The sequence below is a fragment of the Bradyrhizobium sp. LMG 9283 genome, from assembly GCF_045571415.1.
In the GTDB taxonomy this organism is placed as follows: domain Bacteria; phylum Pseudomonadota; class Alphaproteobacteria; order Rhizobiales; family Xanthobacteraceae; genus Bradyrhizobium.
On the sequence record NZ_CP120691.1, the window covers coordinates 316,660 to 333,522 of the forward strand.

The 16,863-nt window shown below is 64.6% G+C and carries 16 protein-coding genes; 10 read left to right on the forward strand and 6 right to left on the reverse strand.

Annotation, left to right across the window (positions count from 1 at the left end):
• Positions 1-77 precede the first annotated feature (77 nt).
• Positions 78-842 (reverse strand): Crp/Fnr family transcriptional regulator, encoded by a 765-nt coding sequence (locus P6U29_RS01480; RefSeq protein WP_407116003.1) that lies wholly within the window; start codon positions 840-842, stop codon positions 78-80.
• Positions 843-1,023: 181 nt separating this feature from the next.
• Here P6U29_RS01480 and P6U29_RS01485 point away from each other — a divergent pair, with 181 nt between their 5' ends.
• Entirely contained in the window at positions 1,024-1,407 is a 384-nt protein-coding gene (locus P6U29_RS01485; protein ID WP_407116004.1) for a response regulator, read from the forward strand.
• A gap of 240 nt (positions 1,408-1,647) precedes the next feature.
• On the opposite strand, the gene P6U29_RS01490 is transcribed toward P6U29_RS01485, so the two are convergent.
• Together P6U29_RS01490 and P6U29_RS01495 are read right to left on the reverse strand one after the other, a co-directional pair.
• Positions 1,648-3,189: an alkaline phosphatase D family protein gene (locus tag P6U29_RS01490; RefSeq protein WP_407116005.1), complete on the reverse strand. Its 1,542-nt coding sequence runs from the start codon at positions 3,187-3,189 to the stop codon at positions 1,648-1,650.
• A 165-nt stretch (positions 3,190-3,354) separates the two neighbouring features.
• The gene (locus P6U29_RS01495; RefSeq protein WP_407116006.1) at positions 3,355-4,800 is read right to left on the reverse strand and encodes a TAXI family TRAP transporter solute-binding subunit; all 1,446 of its coding nucleotides are present in this window, start codon (positions 4,798-4,800) and stop codon (positions 3,355-3,357) included.
• Between the two features lie 151 nt (positions 4,801-4,951).
• Here P6U29_RS01495 and P6U29_RS01500 point away from each other — a divergent pair, with 151 nt between their 5' ends.
• Positions 4,952-5,242 (forward strand): 4a-hydroxytetrahydrobiopterin dehydratase, encoded by a 291-nt coding sequence (locus tag P6U29_RS01500; RefSeq protein ID WP_407116007.1) that lies wholly within the window; start codon positions 4,952-4,954, stop codon positions 5,240-5,242.
• Positions 5,243-5,342: 100 nt separating this feature from the next.
• The gene (locus tag P6U29_RS01505) at positions 5,343-5,720 is read left to right on the forward strand and encodes a YkvA family protein (RefSeq protein WP_407116008.1); all 378 of its coding nucleotides are present in this window, start codon (positions 5,343-5,345) and stop codon (positions 5,718-5,720) included.
• Positions 5,721-5,877: 157 nt separating this feature from the next.
• Here P6U29_RS01505 and P6U29_RS01510 read toward each other — a convergent pair whose 3' ends face one another.
• From P6U29_RS01510 to P6U29_RS01520, 3 genes are all read right to left on the reverse strand, one after another.
• Positions 5,878-7,041: a TAXI family TRAP transporter solute-binding subunit gene (locus P6U29_RS01510; protein WP_407116009.1), complete on the reverse strand. Its 1,164-nt coding sequence runs from the start codon at positions 7,039-7,041 to the stop codon at positions 5,878-5,880.
• A 19-nt stretch (positions 7,042-7,060) separates the two neighbouring features.
• Positions 7,061-7,903, reverse strand: coding sequence for a hypothetical protein (locus P6U29_RS01515; RefSeq protein ID WP_407116010.1), 843 nt, complete (start codon positions 7,901-7,903; stop codon positions 7,061-7,063).
• Between the two features lie 386 nt (positions 7,904-8,289).
• Complete coding sequence (locus tag P6U29_RS01520) at positions 8,290-9,264, reverse strand: NADPH:quinone oxidoreductase family protein (RefSeq protein WP_407116011.1); 975 nt, start codon at positions 9,262-9,264, stop codon at positions 8,290-8,292.
• 257 nt (positions 9,265-9,521) lie between these two features.
• Between P6U29_RS01520 and P6U29_RS01525 the strand changes: the two genes are divergently transcribed.
• From P6U29_RS01525 to argG, 7 genes are all read left to right on the forward strand, one after another.
• The gene (locus P6U29_RS01525; protein WP_407116012.1) at positions 9,522-10,361 is read left to right on the forward strand and encodes an SDR family oxidoreductase; all 840 of its coding nucleotides are present in this window, start codon (positions 9,522-9,524) and stop codon (positions 10,359-10,361) included.
• A gap of 116 nt (positions 10,362-10,477) precedes the next feature.
• Positions 10,478-11,155: an invasion associated locus B family protein gene (locus tag P6U29_RS01530; RefSeq protein WP_407116013.1), complete on the forward strand. Its 678-nt coding sequence runs from the start codon at positions 10,478-10,480 to the stop codon at positions 11,153-11,155.
• Between the two features lie 167 nt (positions 11,156-11,322).
• Entirely contained in the window at positions 11,323-12,525 is a 1,203-nt protein-coding gene (gene rlmN / locus P6U29_RS01535) for a 23S rRNA (adenine(2503)-C(2))-methyltransferase RlmN (protein WP_407116014.1), read from the forward strand.
• A gap of 126 nt (positions 12,526-12,651) precedes the next feature.
• Complete coding sequence (locus P6U29_RS01540) at positions 12,652-13,146, forward strand: hypothetical protein (protein WP_407116015.1); 495 nt, start codon at positions 12,652-12,654, stop codon at positions 13,144-13,146.
• A gap of 102 nt (positions 13,147-13,248) precedes the next feature.
• Positions 13,249-14,436, forward strand: a complete 1,188-nt coding sequence (locus P6U29_RS01545; RefSeq protein ID WP_407112701.1) for an IS481 family transposase — start codon at positions 13,249-13,251, stop codon at positions 14,434-14,436.
• 198 nt (positions 14,437-14,634) lie between these two features.
• The gene (locus P6U29_RS01550; protein WP_407116016.1) at positions 14,635-15,411 is read left to right on the forward strand and encodes a phosphatase PAP2 family protein; all 777 of its coding nucleotides are present in this window, start codon (positions 14,635-14,637) and stop codon (positions 15,409-15,411) included.
• Positions 15,412-15,506: 95 nt separating this feature from the next.
• The gene (argG, locus tag P6U29_RS01555; RefSeq protein WP_407116017.1) at positions 15,507-16,844 is read left to right on the forward strand and encodes an argininosuccinate synthase; all 1,338 of its coding nucleotides are present in this window, start codon (positions 15,507-15,509) and stop codon (positions 16,842-16,844) included.
• Positions 16,845-16,863: the final 19 nt, after the last annotated feature.

Genomic DNA, 16,863 nt, shown 5'->3' on the forward strand with positions numbered 1-16,863 from the left:
TTCGCGGAGAACCCCTCATCCGGCGCTTCGCGCCACCTTCTCCCGCAAGCAAGGGGAGAAGGAAGAAACAAGAACGACTATCCCGCCTGCCGCTCCTCGGTCGGGTAGACCCCGCTCAGCACCTCCTCGAAATGCGCCTTCACGGCCTCATTGCACAGGCAGGCGCGCTGGCGCAGGCCGTCGCGGTTGCGGACCAGGATCGATCCGCGCCGGGTGTCGAGCACGCCCTCGGCCCTGAACGACTGGAGCACGCGGCTGGCATAGCTGCGGCCAACACCGAGCAGCGTCGCGAGCTGTTCATGGGTCAGCGGCACGCTGGTTTCGTCGCCGGTCCGCTCCATCGCCGCCAGAATCCATTTGGCGGTGCGCTGCTCGATCGAGTGGATGGCGTTGCAGGCGGTCGACTGGAAGATCTGGGCCAGCATGCAGTCGGCGTAGCGAACAAAAATGTTGCGCAGGGACGGCGAGCGCAGCTTGGCTGCTTCGAGTTTGGCCACGTGAATGCGCGCAAACGGCCCGCCGAATTTCACGCAGATCCGGGTATAGGCCGGCAGAAATCCTTCGCTGACGATGCCGCCCACCGCGCCTTCGCGGCCGACCAGAATGGTTTCGACGTCGCGGCCATCCTCGTTGGGGACGAGGAAAGTCGCGAGTGACGGTCCGCAGGGGAAGTGGACGACCTGTACGTTATCGCCGGGATTGTAGAGCAATTGGCCTGCTGCGGAGTCTTCGACGGCCACGTGGGGTGCAAGGAGGGCGTAGTCTGCCTGGTTCAAACGCCGCAGCAGGTTGTTGGCCGGCCGGCTCTCGACCTCGGTGACCTTGCCGATAAGCGCGTCCATTTGAACTCCCCGTCCTCCCGTCCACCTTAGCGAGTTCCATCCGTCCCCCTGTGTGCACAAGTGGACAGACTATAGAACGGTGATGTGGTGGGTTTCGTTCCGGGAACCCTTCCAGGCCTGGGCTCAGGCATCGTGGCGCGGCTGTCCTGATCAGAAAAACCTCTCACTTCAAGATGCGATCATGACACCCGCACCTCCCGATGGTTTAGGCCGGCCTGCCGATGTTCTGATCGTCGAGGACGACCCGATCATTGCGATCGATTTCGAGGATCGTCTCATCGGATTCGGCGTGACGCGCGTGCGCACCGTCGGTTCGGTGACGCAGGCACTCGACGCCATCGCGCAGCGTATTCCCGACTTCGCGCTGCTCGACGTCGAGCTGATCCGAGAGACGAGCTTTGCGATCGCCGAGCGGCTGATGGAGCTGAAGGTTCCGTTCGTTTTCGTCACCGGCTACGGCGCCGAGGCACGCATTCCGTCCGAATTGGCAAGCCGGCCGCGGCTACAGAAGCCGTGTTCGAGCGATGCGCTGGAAGCGGCGCTTCAGGTAGGTGCCGCCCGCTAAAGCCTGGTGAAATCAAGTTCGGCGGACCGTCCGCTGTCCACCTCTCCCCGACGGGGAGAGGTCGGATTGCTTTGGCGCGCGATTGCGCGCCTGAGCAATCCGGGTGAGGGGCCGCGGCGTCCAGTGAGACCTCAACCCCTCACCCGGATCGCATCTTCGATGCGCTCCGACCTCTCCCTACGGGAGAGGTGAGCAGCCTGAACGCGCATCGACTCAACCAAATTGATCCTGCTCGAGCCATCAGCCTTGCTTCGGTTCTAGCGTGGTCGACCACAGTGCGACGTCGGCGCGGTCGCGCAAGGTCACGGTCATCTGGCCGGAGGCGCCGTCGATCTTGACGTGACCGAAGAACTGCATACCGGCGGAGGGCGGCAGGTTCTGGCTGTCCTTGCCCGGCGCCTTGACGAAGCGCACCTCGGGTCCAAAGGTGTTGTCGAGCGCGTTCGGACCGAAAGTGCCGGCATGGAGTGGGCCAGAGACGAATTCCCAGAACGGCTCGAACTCCTGGAATTGCGCCTTGTTCGGATCGTAATAATGCGCGGCAGCGTAATGCACGTCTGCCGTCAGCCAGACCGTGTTGCTGACCGGCGCCATCTTGATGAAGCGGAGGATGTCGGCGATCTCGAGCTCGCGGCCACGCGCCGGGCCGTCGCCCTGCGCAATGGCTTCCGAGCCGCCCTTCGGCGGGTCCGGGACGACAAGGCTGATCGGCATGTCCGACGCGATCACCTTCCATGTCGCGCGCGAATTGAGAAGGCCGCGCTTGAGCCAGGCGATCTGGTCGGGGCCGAGGAAGTAACTCGCCGGGCCATAATCGGTTTCGAGATTGGCGCCGTTAGGACCGCGATAGCTGCGCTCGTCGAGCACGAACACGTCAAGATGCGGGCCGTAGGAGATTTGGCGATAGACGCGGCCGGGCTCGATGATGCTCTCGCGCATCGGGTACATCTCGTGGAAGGCGCGACCCGCGCGGGCCGCGAGCAGCGATATGTCGCGCACCTTGTAGGCGGCCGGCAAGTCTTTCGACAGCGACCAGTTGTTGGTGACTTCGTGGTCGTCCCACTGCACGAAGATCGGCACCTCGGCATTGAAGGCGCGGAGATTGTCGTCGGTGAGATTGTATTTGTGCGCGGCGCGAAACTCGTCCAGCGTCTCGGCGACCTTGGCCTTCTCCGGAATGGTGATGTTCTTCCAGATCTTGCCATCGGCGAGCTTCACCTCGGATTGGATAGGACCGTCGGCATAGATGGTGTCGCCGGAATGCAGGAAGAAATCCGGCCGGTGCTTGCGCATTGCCGAGAAGGTGAACATGCCGCCGTCGTCAGGGTTGATGCCCCAGCCCTGGCCTGCGACGTCGCCGCCCCAGACGAAGCTGACGTCGCGGCGGTCGGCCGGCGCGGTGCGGAAGCGGCCGACCACCGGCTCGCCCTCGACCGCGCTGTGCGAGAGATCACGGAAGCGGACGCGGTAGAAAATGTCCTGGCCGGCCGGAAGATGTTCAACCAGCATCTTCGCGGTGAAGTCGCTCTCGGGCAGCGCCGCGATCGGCGGCAGCGCCCGGGCGTCCTCGAAGGACTCGGCCGTCGCCACCTCGACCAGCATCTGTGCGGGCCGGTCGGTACGCGCCCACACCACGCCGCCGTCGACGGTGACGTCGCCCGCCTGCACACCGTGGGTGACCGCCGGCCGATCGGCTGCGCGCGAGAGATACGGCATCGCGATCGCGCCGAGCACTCCGGCGCCCGTCGCGAGGAAACGGCGGCGGGAGAATTTGATGTTCATGGCTGGCTCGCTGGCTGGCTTGCGCGTCTCGCACCGTCATTCCGGAGCGCGCGAATCCGGAATCTCGAGATTCCGGGTCTGGTCCGAAGGACCAGACCCGGAATGACGGATGACGCGGAAACCTATATTGAGACAATGTGACGCAGCAATAACGCGCGCAAGCGCTCACGCGTTGCCGGCGGCCCGGAATTGCGCGCCTGCGCGCTGCAGGTTCTGCGGCAGGCTCATCAGCAGCGCCTTGCGGTCGGCGACCGCGGCGTGGAACTGGTCGAGCGCGATGTTGAAGGCGGTGAGCGCGCCTTCCTCGATCGCGCCGTGATCGTAGCAGCGCAGCGTGTCGCGCAGGATGTCGTCAGCCTCGGTCTGCATCTGGTCGAGCTCGTCGATCGTCTCGCACTTGCGTGCCGCCGAGATCATATCGAGCAGACGTTCGCGCTGATGATTGTTGCTGTTGCGCTCGTCCTTCTTCAGATAGCCGGCGAACCAGGCGCCGATCGAGCCCATGGCGGACAGCGCCATCAGGCCCCACCAGATGTAATCGCTATATTTGTCGAGGAAGGTCTTTTCCTCGCCGTCGACGAAGGCGGCCGCACCCGGGTGCACCGGGATCACGGCATCCTTGTCGGTATCCGGCGTTTCGATCTTTGCCGCGAGCGGGAATTCCGTCACCAGCTGCTGGCGTACGGCGAAGAGCTGGCGCGTGAACGCCGCAATGGTGGTTTCGGACACAGCCTTGCGCGCCACGATGTGGTGCGAAAAGCTGATGGTCTTGACCTCGTCCTCCGGGCGGGCGGGCGAGCCGCCATAGGTGCCGGCCGGAATCTCGGACGCCTCGTAGACCGGATGGTTTTGTGCGATCGCGTCCGCCGAATCGATCGCGAGGAAGGTGGGCGCGCCGAAATCCTTGATGGAGGCGGCGATCGCATCCGTCGTGATCTTGCTGTTGACGGGGCCGGCCGCGAGATAGACGTCGGCCTTCTGCGCCTTGATCGCCTCGGCTGCTTCGTTCGCCGGAAATTGCACGATCTCGACCTTGGCGGGATCGACGCCGTATTGCTGCAGGATCACCTTAAGCAGGTTGACGTTGGCCTGGGTGCGGCCGACCACGCCGACGCGATGGCCAGCGAGCTGCGCGATCTTGGTGATCTTCGGGCCCCGCTTCTTGCCTTTGCCCGGAACGGACCACAGCACCACGACGTTCTTGCGCAGGGTCGCGACCGCCTGCGCGTTCTTCGGCACGTCGAGGTCGCCGCGCACGATGGCGAGATCGACCTTGCCTTCCGCGAGCGCGTTGGCGCTGGCCGTGGCGCCGTCGGTCTGGATCGGTCGCAGCCGCACCTGGCCCTTGGTCTGCGTGAAGGCCTGCGTCAGCGTCTGCACCACTTTGACGTCGTCGCTGTTGGCGGGGCCGACCGCGATCCTGAGCGTCACGGGGCGCATCGCGAAGTAGTATCCGCCGACGAGTGCGCCGATGATCGCAAGCACGAATGCCAGGGACACGAGCGCCGTCTTCCGCGCCGCGTATCGCGGCGAAGGCGGAGGGGGCGTTTCGGCCAGGTCCAATCCCCCGATCATCGATCTCCCAAACGGGCTCTTCAGGCTCAGTTTCATCTTGGCCGGCGATTTACGCCCGCAATTGTAGCAAATTTCTTGTCCGGCGGGGTTACATCTCCGTCATGGTTAGCGGATGCAGGAAATTCCGGATGAACCCGTGCGCCGGCGCGGTGTTAGAGTAAAGTTCCCCTAAAGGACGGAGACGACCATGGCAGAACGGCTCTCGGCGGAGACGCGCAAGCAGGCGCTGGGCGGATTGCCGGGCTGGGCTGAAGTCCAAGGCCGCGACGCCATCGGGAAAACCTTTGTCTTCAAGGATTTCAACGAGGCGTTCGGTTTCATGACCCGGGTCGCGCTGGTCGCCGAGAAGATGGATCACCACCCCGAATGGCGCAACGTCTACAAGACGGTGGAGGTGGTGCTGTCGACCCACGACGCCGGCGGCGTCACCGCGCGCGACATCGCCCTGGCCAAGGCGATGAACGCCATCGCCGGCTGACACCAAGCTGACGTCTTGGCAGGGACCGGCCGCATCCCCATCTTGTGATCAGCCGGGATGGGCGATCTGCCACCTCCGGCAGAACGGGGAGCATTTGAGCATGGCTGCCGAGCACAGCGTCGGCTTCGAGCCGGCCGATCGGCTCGCGGAAGATCGCGAGAGCGTGCGCCGCCGCTTCTGGCGCAAGCTGAAGCGTGTCGCCGCGCAACTGCCGTTCGCGGAAGATTTGCTTGCCGCCTATTACTGCGCGTTCGATCGGCAGACGCCGCGCCACGTTCAAGCCTCGCTGTTAGGTGCGATCGCCTATTTCGTCCTGCCGTTCGACTTCGTCGCGGACGTGATGCCGCTCCTCGGTTTCGCCGATGACGCCGCCGTGCTCGCCACCGCCATCCGCATGGTTGCCGGCCACATCACGAACGAGCACCGCGAGGCCGCCCGCGCCGCGCTGAAGCGCGGGGTGGAGGAGGGGGCGCAGTAGGTGTTGTGACGGCACGCCGTAGCCACGCCCACCGTGGTCATGCCCCGGCTTGACCGAGGTATCCAGTACGCCGCGGCTCTTCGATTCAATCACCGGCGTCACGGAGTACTGGATCGCCCGATAGCGCTTGCGACACCATCGGCAGCAACGACGATCGCTACTTCTTCCCTGCCTCCACTCGCCCCTTCTCTGCGTCCCACGCCTGGAATTGTCTGAACAGCGTCTCCTTGTCCGCGTCGGACACGTTTGCAGCGGTCGGGCTCTGCTTCAGGAACGCCTCGAAGCGCTGCCGCGTCACCGGTTCGACGCCATGCTTGTCGAGCCAGTGCTGCGCCACCGGCAATCTGTTCCAGCCGGATAGCGGCGCCGCGAGCGAGACCTCCTTCCACTTGGGATGGAAGGGCGGGTTCTGCAGCGCGGGGAATTTCGTGAAGAACGCGTCCACGAACAGCGCGAGCTTGCGATAGCGCTCGGTGTTGGGTGCCCAATTATAGGCCGCGAGCACCGCAGGGACGGCGATCGTGTCGACGCTCTCGCCCTCCTTGATCAGGTTCGGATAGTCCTTCGCGGTCAGGGTCGCTGGCAGGTAGTCGCTCTGCAGCGGCTTCGCATAGTCCACCTTCGCGAGATGAAAGCGGCCATCATTGCCGAAGGTCGAGACCGATTTGTACGGCTTGCCGCCGACCACGATGACGGCGTCGATCTCGCCGGCCTTCAGCTTCTCCATCGCGATGCGCTGCTCGACATAGACGAATTTCGCCTTGATCCCGAGCCGCTCGAACACGGTGAGCGCGGTGACGAAGGTGCCGCCGTTCGGCAGATCGACGCTGACGGTCTTGCCTTCGAGGTCCTTTAGTGTCGCCACCGATTTCGGCGCGATCACCTGCATCTCTTCGTTGTAGAGCTTCGTCACATAGGTGAATTGTCGCTTGATGTCTTTGGCAAAGCCCTTGCGCTCGAGATAGTCGAGCGTGTCGGCGCGCACGATTCCGAGATCGACGCCTTGCAGGAACAGGATGTCGGCGACGCTCTGCACCGAGCCGCGGCCGACGATCGGCAGCACGCGGATCTTGTTGCCGTCGTCGAGCACCGAGGCGAGATCGGCGCCGAACTGCACATAGGTGCCGCCGATCGTGCCCGTGATCAGCGTGACCGTGTTGGCGTTCAGCGCCTGCTTGGTCGAGGTCGAGCCGAACTGGAAGATGGCCTTCAGGCTGTCGGAGACCTTGGCCGGATCGTACTCGGTCTGCGGCTCAGCACGTGCGGCCAAGGCACAGATCGTTATGATGGCGGCAAGCGCCATTTTCAAAACGTTATGCATGATGTCCTCTAAAAAAGTACTAGTTCTGAAGCTGGGCGAGGCGCTGCCGCGCCTCCGTCGATCCGAGTGCCGCGGCCTTCTCGTACCAGTCGCGCGCAGCGGTCGCATCGGCGGCGATGCGCCGCGCGTCGCTGGTGCCCAGCACGGCTGGATCATAGGTCTGCGCCAGCAGAAACGCCGCTGTCGCGTCCTGGGCGTTGGCCGCGCGTTCGAGCAACAGGCGCGCTGCAACGATATCGCCGATCGTCAACAAGCTCTTCGCGCGCGCCATCAGCCCGGCCAGCGTGTCGGCGTCGAGCGTCCGCGCGGGAGGAGGGGGCGCAGGCGGTGTGGTCACCGGTGCAGGCTGAGGCACAGGCGTCTGGGCTTGTAGCGCGGTCTGATAGGCGGTCGCGATCGCTTCGCGGCTCGGCGTTGACGGTGCAGGGAGATCCTGCGCGTCAGCGCTCGCCAGCGTTGCGTCGGTCACGCGCCCCGGATCCTTGCGCGGAGATTGCGGTACGGCCGGCGCGCTGGCCGAGGCCGCCGCCTGCTCCAGCGCGATGCCCGCTGAGACGGCGAAGATGCCGCGAAGGTCGGACTGAAACAGCGCGGCCAGAATTGCCAGGCTGGATGCCACCAGAACAGCCGCGAGAACACGCGGGACAATTCTGCCCCGGGGCCGCAACTCCAGCGGGGCATATTCGTCCGGGTTCGGCGCACCGAGCGGATCGGACAGGAACAGTGGTATTGGATCGTCCGGCGACAGATCGATCCGTGCGGCGCGCGCACGGATGTAGGATGCGGTGGATGGATGTGACGCGGCTGGATCGGAATCGAAGGCCCTCGATTCCCTGGACGGGCGGTATGCCGTCGTCTCCATGGTGATGCTCCCCCTGGACTGGACACAACGCGGGGCATACCGGTTTCAGTTTTCTTGTTGTTGTCCAGGAGCGCCCAGCAATCTGGAGCCGGTAAATCGCAATTTGAATGAGCCCAAAAAGCGACGAGGGTTGGGACGAATCGGGAAATATTTGGGTTTGATTGGGGCGAGGTTGCGGAATGCACCGCTATTTTACCAGCGGTGGTTGAGGGGAATTTACGATGCGGCCGAAGGCGCACTGCCCTCCGCCTCGCTGTCATTCTCCGCGAAGGCGGGGCCCCATTGTTTCAACCACAACTGTCTCGGAGTACTGGACCGCCCGGTCAAGCGGGCGATGACAGTTGGGTATGTGCGATGGCGTCGCGACGCCATTCGCCACTACATCTTCACGGGTGCAGGATCACCTTGCCCATCGCCCGCCGTCCCGCCAGCACCTTCAGCGCATCGGCCGTCTGCGCCAGCGGGAAAGTGCGGTCGACATGCGATGAGATCTTGCCTTCCGCGGTCCACTTCACGAGCTTCTCGAGATTGGCGCGGTTCTTGGCCGGATTGAGCCGCGTCCAGGCGCCCCAGAACACGCCGCGGATATCGCAGCCCTTCAACAGCGCGAGGTTCAGCGGCATTTTCGGAATGTCGCCGGCGGCAAAGCCGATGACGAGGAAGCGGCCCTCCCAGGCGATCGAGCGCAGTGCCTGCTCGGCATACGCACCACCAACCGGGTCGAAGATGATGTCGACGCCCTTGCCGCCGGTGAGCTTGCGCAGGCCTTCCTTCAAATCTTCCTTGGCGTAGTTCAGCGTCAGCTCGGCGCCATGCGCCTTGGCGAATTCAAGCTTCTCGTCCGACGAGGCGCAGGCGATCACCTTCAGGCCCATCAGCTTGCCGAGCTCGCAGGCGGCAAGGCCGGTGCCGCCGGCGGCGCCGAGCACCGCGAGCGTCTCGCCGGGTTTCGGACTGGCGCGATCCTCCAGCGCATGCAGCGCGGTGCCGTAAATGATGATGATTCCGGCCGCGCGGTCGTAATCGAGATTGTCGGGAATCTTCACGATCGACGCCGCCGGCAGCGCGATCTTCTCGCGCGCGCCGTTGTGGCCGCAGGACGCCACCACGCGGTCGCCGACCTTCAGGTCGGTGACACCGGCGCCGATGCTCTCAATCACGCCCGCGACTTCCGCTGCCGGCGAGAACGGGAACGGCGGCTTGATCTGGTACTTGCCCTGGATCATCAGGATGTCGAAGAAGTTCAGCGCCGCCGCCTTGATCGCGATCACGGCTTCGCCGGGGCCCGCCACCGGATCCGGCACATCGGCGAGCACGAGATCGTCGGGCTGGCAATATTGCGAGCAGAGGATGGCTTTCATGGCGGCACCTGAAGCGTTTCGAGTGGAATTATAGTTGGGTCGTTTCTGCCGGATTTACTGCGGCCGGACAATCCGGATTCTTTGTCCGAAACCATGCATTGGCCTATCCTCGTCGTTGCGAGCCAACGGGTCCGCGCGAAGCGCGGCCCGATGACAGGCTCCGCGAAGCAATCCAGAGTCCGTGCCGCGGAAATAGTCCAGATTGCTTCGCTGCGCTCGCAATGACGAAGCAAAAAGAAAAAAGGAGGATTCAAACGATGTTTGAAACAAGCCTGCTCAGGGGCAAGCGCATCCTCGTCACCGGCGGCGGCTCGGGCCTTGGCGCCGCGATGGGACGCCGCTTCCTCGCGCTCGGCGCCGAGCTCGTGATCTGCGGCCGCAAGCTCGATCGGTTGGAAGCGACGGCAGCGGAGATGCGCGAAGGGACCGGCGGCAAAGTCACGACCATCGCCTGCGATATCCGCGACGGTGCGGCCGTCGACAGCATGATGGATGCGATCTGGCGCGAGGCGCCGCTCGACATCCTCGTCAACAATGCCGCTGCCACCTTCATCGCGCAGAGCGAGCATCTCTCGTTCCGCGCCGCCGATGCGATCTTGGCGCCGACGCTGCATGGCGCAATGTACTGCACGCTGGCCGCCGGCAGGCGTTGGATCGAGGGCAAGCACGGCGGCGTCGTGCTGTCGATCCTCTCGACCTCCACCATCACCGGCCGCGCCTTCACGGTTCCGTCGGCGATGGCGAAGTCGGCGCTGCTGGCGATGACCAAGAGCCTTGCCGTGGAGTGGGGCCCGAAGGGCATCCGCACCGTTGCGATCGCGCCGGGCCCGTTCCCGACCGCAGGGGCCACCGGGCAGCTCCGTCCCGAGGGCCGCGACGAAGGCTGGACCTCGCGCAACCCGCTGGGGCGCACCGGCGAGCACAGCGAGCTTGCCGATCTCGCCAGCTTCCTGGTCTCGGACCGTGCCGCCTACATCAATGGCGAGATGGTGGTGATCGACGGTGGCGCGCATTTGCGCAGTTCCGGCGCCGAGGATTTGTTGCGTTGGACCGAGGCACAATGGGCCGAGCAACGCGCCGCGCGATCCAAGGCCTAGCCGCCGCCGATACCGCTAACTGCCTTCCCAAATTGGACTTTCCCGGCTATCCCTGTCCGGGGACAAAGCGCGCTCGGGCCATCTTCCAGTCACAATATTGAGGGAACCACTCCAGCATGTGGCGGGTGCTGATTTTAGCTTTGATGACTGGCGTCATGGCCGGGGGGATCGTCGATTCCGCGCGGGCGCAGACGGCGCAACCGGCGCCCAAGTCCGCGCCAAAAGAGGCTGCTCCAAAAGAGGCGACACCGAAGCCGGCGGCGCCGCCGGCCAGCACGACTGCAAAGGCGGCCTCAAAGTCCGAGAGCAAATCGGCGGCCTCGCCCGCGGCAGTTGCGGGCGGCGCTGAGCCGACCCTGATCGGGCAGTTCGGCACCTGGGGAGCATACTCGGCGACGCCGAACGGCAAGAAGGTCTGCTTCGCGCTGGCAAAGCCGTCGTCGTCGAAGACCAACCCGCCGAACCGGCCGCGTGATCCCGCCTATGCGTTCGTGTCGACCCGGCCGGCGGAGAAGGTGAACAACGAGGTCTCGGTCATGATCGGCTACGCGCTGAAGCCAGGCTCGGAATCGACCATCGAGGTCGGCGGCGCCTCGTTCGCCATGTACACGCAGGGCGACGGGCTCTGGATCAAGAACGCAGCCGAGGAGGAGCGGATGGTCGAAGCCATGCGCAAATCCGCCGATCTCGTGGTCAAGGGCGTCTCGGCCAAAGGGACGGAGACGACCGACACGTTCTCGCTGAAGGGCCTCGCTCAGGCGCTCGACAAGATCGCGCAGGATTGCCGGCGTTAAGGCTGCGGGCGACAAGGTCGCAATCGGCGATTCCGGTTGCTATATAGGGCCTGTTCCAAGTTTTTCCGTCATTCCGGGATGGTCCGAAGGACCAGACCCGGAATCTCGAGGTTCCGGGTTCGATGCTCCGCATCGCCCCGGAACGACCATGTAATCAGGTCTATTCAATGCAAACCTCGACCGAGCCGCACAACGCAACATTGGTGGAGAAGACTCCGCTCGAAACCTATGTGCCGCCGGCGAAGCCGTCGCTGATCGGCCTGTCGCGCGCCGAGCTTGCCGATCGCCTCGGCGAGATCGGCGTTGCACCGGCGCAGCGCAAGATGCGCGTGCAGCAGCTCTGGCACTGGATCTATTTCCGCGGCGCCCAGAATTTTGAGGAGATGACCTCGATCTCCAAGGGCATCCGCGCCGATCTCGCCCAGCACTTCACCGTCGACCGGCCCGAAGTCGTGGCCGAGCAGATTTCCAATGACGGCACCCGCAAATGGCTGCTGCGACTGCCGAGCGGCGACGCCGTCCAGAAGGCGCATGAAGTCGAGTGCGTCTACATCCCCGAGACCGATCGCGGCACGCTCTGCGTCTCCTCGCAGGTCGGCTGCACGCTCAACTGCGCGTTCTGCCACACCGGCACGCAGCGCCTGGTGCGCAACCTCACCGCCGGCGAGATCGTCGGACAGGTGATGGTTGCGCGCGATCGCCTGAACGACTGGGCCGATCGCGAGGACGGCACGCGCCGTGTCACCAACATCGTGATGATGGGCATGGGCGAGCCGCTCTACAATTTCGACGCGGTGCGCGATGCGCTGCTCATCGCCGGCGACAATGAGGGCATCGGCATCTCCCGCCGCCGCATCACGCTGTCGACCTCGGGCGTGGTGCCGAACATCGTGCGCGCCGGCGAGGAGATCGGCGTCATGCTCGCGATCTCGCTGCACGCGGTGCGCGACGAATTGCGCAACGAACTGGTGCCGCTCAACCGCAAATATCCGATCAAGGAGCTCTTGAAGGCCTGCCGCGACTATCCCGGCGCCTCGAACGCGCGCCGCATCACCTTCGAATATGTGATGCTCAAGGGCGTCAACGATTCGCTCGACGATGCCAAGCTGCTGGTGAAGCTGCTCAAGGGCATTCCGGCCAAGATCAACCTGATCCCGTTCAATCCCTGGCCCGGCACGGCCTATGAATGCTCGGACTGGGACCAGATCGAAAAGTTCTCCGAATACATCTTCAACGCCGGCTATTCCTCCCCGGTGCGTACCCCGCGCGGCCGCGACATCCTCGCCGCCTGCGGCCAGCTCAAGTCGGAGACGGAAAAGCTCTCCGCACGCGAGCGCCAGGCGCTGCGCGCCATGGCGATGACGGATTGATGGTTGTGGTCGTGCTCTCGTGGTATCGTCATTGCGAGCGCAGCGAAGCAATCCAGAATCTAGCCGCGGGGGCAGACTGGATTGCTTCGCTGCGCTCGCAATGACGGCGGGGTTGGCATTTCAGTCATGTCCCTGATCGGCCGCCTCATCGTCATCTTCATCGGCTTCCTCGCCGCCTGCTTCGTCGGCGGCATGATCGTGGTCGTCGCGCTGCTGTTTCCGGAATTTTCCGATCTCGGCGCCGGCCCCGTCGATCAGGGTGCGATCGATATCCTGCTCGGCTTCGGCTTCATCTTCGTCTCGGGCTTTACGCTGGTACCGGCGGCGGTGATCGTCGCGATCACCGAAGCGCTCTACATCCGCAGCGCGCTGGCTTACGCCGTTGGCGGCGGCCTCGTCGGGCTCGCCTGTTATCTCGGTCTTGTTCCCTTTCACGCCGACACCTTGCAGTTCGAAGGCATCGTGCGGCGGCATCTGGAGATCATGACCGGCGCCGGCATCGTCGCCGGCGTGGTCTACTGGTTGATCGCCGGCCGCAACGCCGGCGCCTGGCGCGAGCCGCCACCGCCGCGCAAGCCGCCTCCGCCGCTGCCGTCGCATTCGCGGCCGGATGCGCGGTGACCATCTTACCCTCCCCTGGAGGGTGTTCGGACCGGGGACATAGTGGACGGGTGTTCGGAGACATCGTGGACACTTTCGGCAGCGAATCAAGGAGGCTGTCGGATGCCGTTCCGCGAGGTATCTCGGATGGACGCGAGATTGGAGTTTGTGATGTTGGCCTCGGAGGAAGGAGCCAATGTTCGGCAATTGTGTCGTCGGTTCGGCATCAGCCCGACGACCGGCTACAAGTGGCTGGAGCGATGGCAATCGGCCGGGATCAATGGGCTTCAGGAGCAGTCGCGTCGACCGCAGCGTTCGCCGGCGCGCAGTGTTGCGGCGATCGAGGATGCCGTGCTCTCGGTGCGAGCCGAGCATCCGGCTTGGGGTGGGCGCAAGATCGCCAGGCGACTGAAGGATCTGGGGCGGGACGCCGTTCCGGCGCCTTCGACGGTCACGGCGATCTTGAAGCGACATGGGATGGAACTGGGCAAGTTCGGCGGCGGTTCGCCCGCCTTCACCCGTTTCGAGCGGTCGCGGCCGAACGAGTTGTGGCAGATGGACTTCAAGGGCCACGTGGCCTTGCATGTCGGCCGGCTTCATCCGCTGACCGTGCTCGACGATCACTCGCGCTTTTCGGTGGCACTGGCGGCGTGCGCCGACGAGCAGACCGAGACGGTCAGGCAGCATCTCATCGCGGCTTTCCGCCGTTACGGCCTGCCCGAGAGACTGATCACCGACAACGGCTCGCCCTGGGGCGACGGTCCGGGCAGCCCATTCACCCCGCTCGGGGTTTGGCTGATCGAGCATGGCATCAAGATCAGCCATTCGCGGCCCTATCATCCGCAGACCATGGGCAAGGACGAACGCTTCCACCGTAGCCTCAAGGCCGAAGTGTTGTCGGCTCCTTCCTTCACCGATATTGCCGCCGCCCAGCGTGCTTTCGAGCGATGGCGCACGGTCTACAACACGCAACGGCCGCACGAAGCGCTCGAGCTCGCCGTGCCGGCCAGCCGCTATCAGCCGAGCCCGCGCGACTATGTCGAGACCGTCGCACCCTTCGAATACGCACCAGGCGACGCCGTGCGCCGCGTCCAACAGGGCGGGCACGTCAGCTTCCTCGGCCGCAACCTCAAAGTCCCCAAGGCCTTCCGCGGCAAAGCAGTCGCGTTCCGGCCAACCACACAAGACGGCGTCTTCGACGTCGTCTTCAGAACCCAGCTCATCGCAACCGTCGACATCCGGCCTCTCGACGGAACGACCGAAAGTGTCCACGATGTCTCCGAACACCCGTCCACTATGTCCCCGGTCTGAACAGAGGGGGAGGGTCGATCGCGCATAGCGCGAGCGGGGTGGGGTGACAGACTATCCACGACTGCGGTGCGCGTGGCTTCACCCCACCTCGGTTCGCATTTCGCTCCGCTACATGCGAACCGATCCTCCCCCTCCAGGGGAAGATGGGCACCTCCATTGGGGTTTCCATCCCCGTCCCACTCCGCTAAACCGCGCGCCATGAACCGGACTGGACTCTTCATCGCGCTGGCGCTGTGGCTCGTGATCGGCGTCGTCTTCGGCCTCTATCCCGAGCTTGATCTCAAGCTCGCCTCGCTGTTCTTCGACCCCGAGACCAGGACGTTCCCGCTCAAACTGAACGGTTGGGCCGGTTTTGCGCGTGACGCGGCGATGTGGATCGCCTGGGCGTTCGCGCTCCCCTCGATCGTCGCGCTCGTGGTCAAGATGATCCGGCCCGACCGTCCGTTGATGGTACGTGGGCGCACGGTGATCTTCCTGCTGGTGACGCTGACCATGTCGGCCGGCATTTTGACCAACCTGACGTTCAAGAACTATTGGGGCCGTCCGCGTCCGGTGGTGGTGACCGAGTTTGCCGGCGATCAGCAGTTCGTGCCGTGGTGGGATCCCCGCGGCGCCTGCGGACGCAACTGCTCGTTCTTCTCCGGCGAAGGGGCAACGGCATTTTGGACGCTCGCGCCGGCCGCGCTGGCGCCGCCAGCCTGGCGGCCGCTTGCCTATACTGCCGCCGTGGTGTTCGGCGCCGTGACCAGCGGGCTGCGCATGGCCTTCGGGGGCCACTTCTTCACCGACGTTTCCATCGCGGGCCTCGTGACCTTCGTCGTCATCTGGTTCACCTACGCGCTGGTTTACCGCTGGCCGCGGACGCGGTTTTCGGACGAGGCGGTCGATGCTGCCCTGACCCGGCTGAACATGCCCGCCTACCGTCTCCGCCAGCGCCTGTTCGGCCGCAAGACGGGTCCCGAGCCCTCGGTTTGAGCCATTAAATGCGTGCCGAGGCGTGGGAAATTTGATATTCGCGCGGTCAAGTTCACCCCTGACATCAGCCCCTTGAGACCCCGATTGGAAGCCCCATGACCACGATCCTGAAAAGCCTGCCCAAGGGTGAGAAAGTCGGCATCGCTTTTTCGGGCGGCCTCGACACCTCTGCGGCGCTGCTCTGGATGAAGCAGAAGGGCGCACGCTGCTACGCCTACACCGCCAATCTCGGCCAGCCGGATGAGGCCGACTACAACGAGATCCCGCGCAAGGCGATGGAGTTCGGCGCCGAGAAGGCGCGCCTCGTCGATTGCCGCACGCAGCTGGTCCACGAAGGCATCGCCGCGATCCAGTCCGGCGCCTTCCACATCTCCACCGGCGGCATCACCTATTTCAACACCACGCCGCTGGGCCGCGCCGTTACCGGCACGATGCTGGTCGCGGCCATGAAGGAAGACGGCGTCAACATCTGGGGCGATGGCTCGACCTTCAAGGGCAACGACATCGAGCGTTTCTACCGCTACGGCCTGCTCACCAATCCGAGCCTCAAGATCTACAAGCCCTGGCTGGACCAGCAGTTCATCGACGAGCTCGGCGGCCGCGCCGAGATGTCGGCCTTCATGACCGCGCAGGGCTTTGCCTACAAGATGAGCGCGGAGAAGGCGTATTCGACCGACAGCAATTTGCTCGGCGCCACGCACGAAGCGAAGGATCTCGAGAGCCTCGACAGCGGCATCAAGATCGTCAATCCGATCATGGGCGTGCCGTTCTGGCGCGAGGACTGCAACGTCAAGGCCGAGAAGGTCGTGGTGCGGTTCGAGGAAGGCCAGCCGGTCGCGCTGAACGGCCAGACCTTCTCCGATCCCGTCGCGCTGTTCCTCGAAGCCAATGCGATCGGCGGCCGCCACGGCCTCGGCATGAGCGACCAGATCGAGAACCGCATCATCGAGGCCAAGAGCCGCGGCATCTACGAAGCGCCTGGCATGGCGCTGCTCCACATCGCCTATGAGCGCCTCGTCACGGGCATCCACAACGAGGACACCATCGAGCAGTACCGCATCAGCGGCATGCGCCTGGGACGTCTGCTCTATCAGGGCCGCTGGTTCGACTCGCAGGCCTTGATGCTGCGCGAGACCGCGCAGCGCTGGGTCGCGCGCGCCGTCACCGGCGAGGTCACGCTGGAGCTGCGCCGCGGCAACGACTATTCGATCCTCAACACCGAGAGCCCCAACCTCACCTATGCGCCGGAGCGGCTCAGCATGGAGAAGGTCGAGGATGCCGCCTTCACCCCGGCCGACCGTATCGGCCAGCTCACCATGCGCAACCTCGACATCGCCGACACCCGCACCAAGCTGAAGCTCTACAGCGACACCGGCCTGCTGTCGGGCAGCGAAGGCTCGCAGATCTTCAGACTCGAAAGCGACAAGGGTTGATGGCTTGTCAGCCCGATAG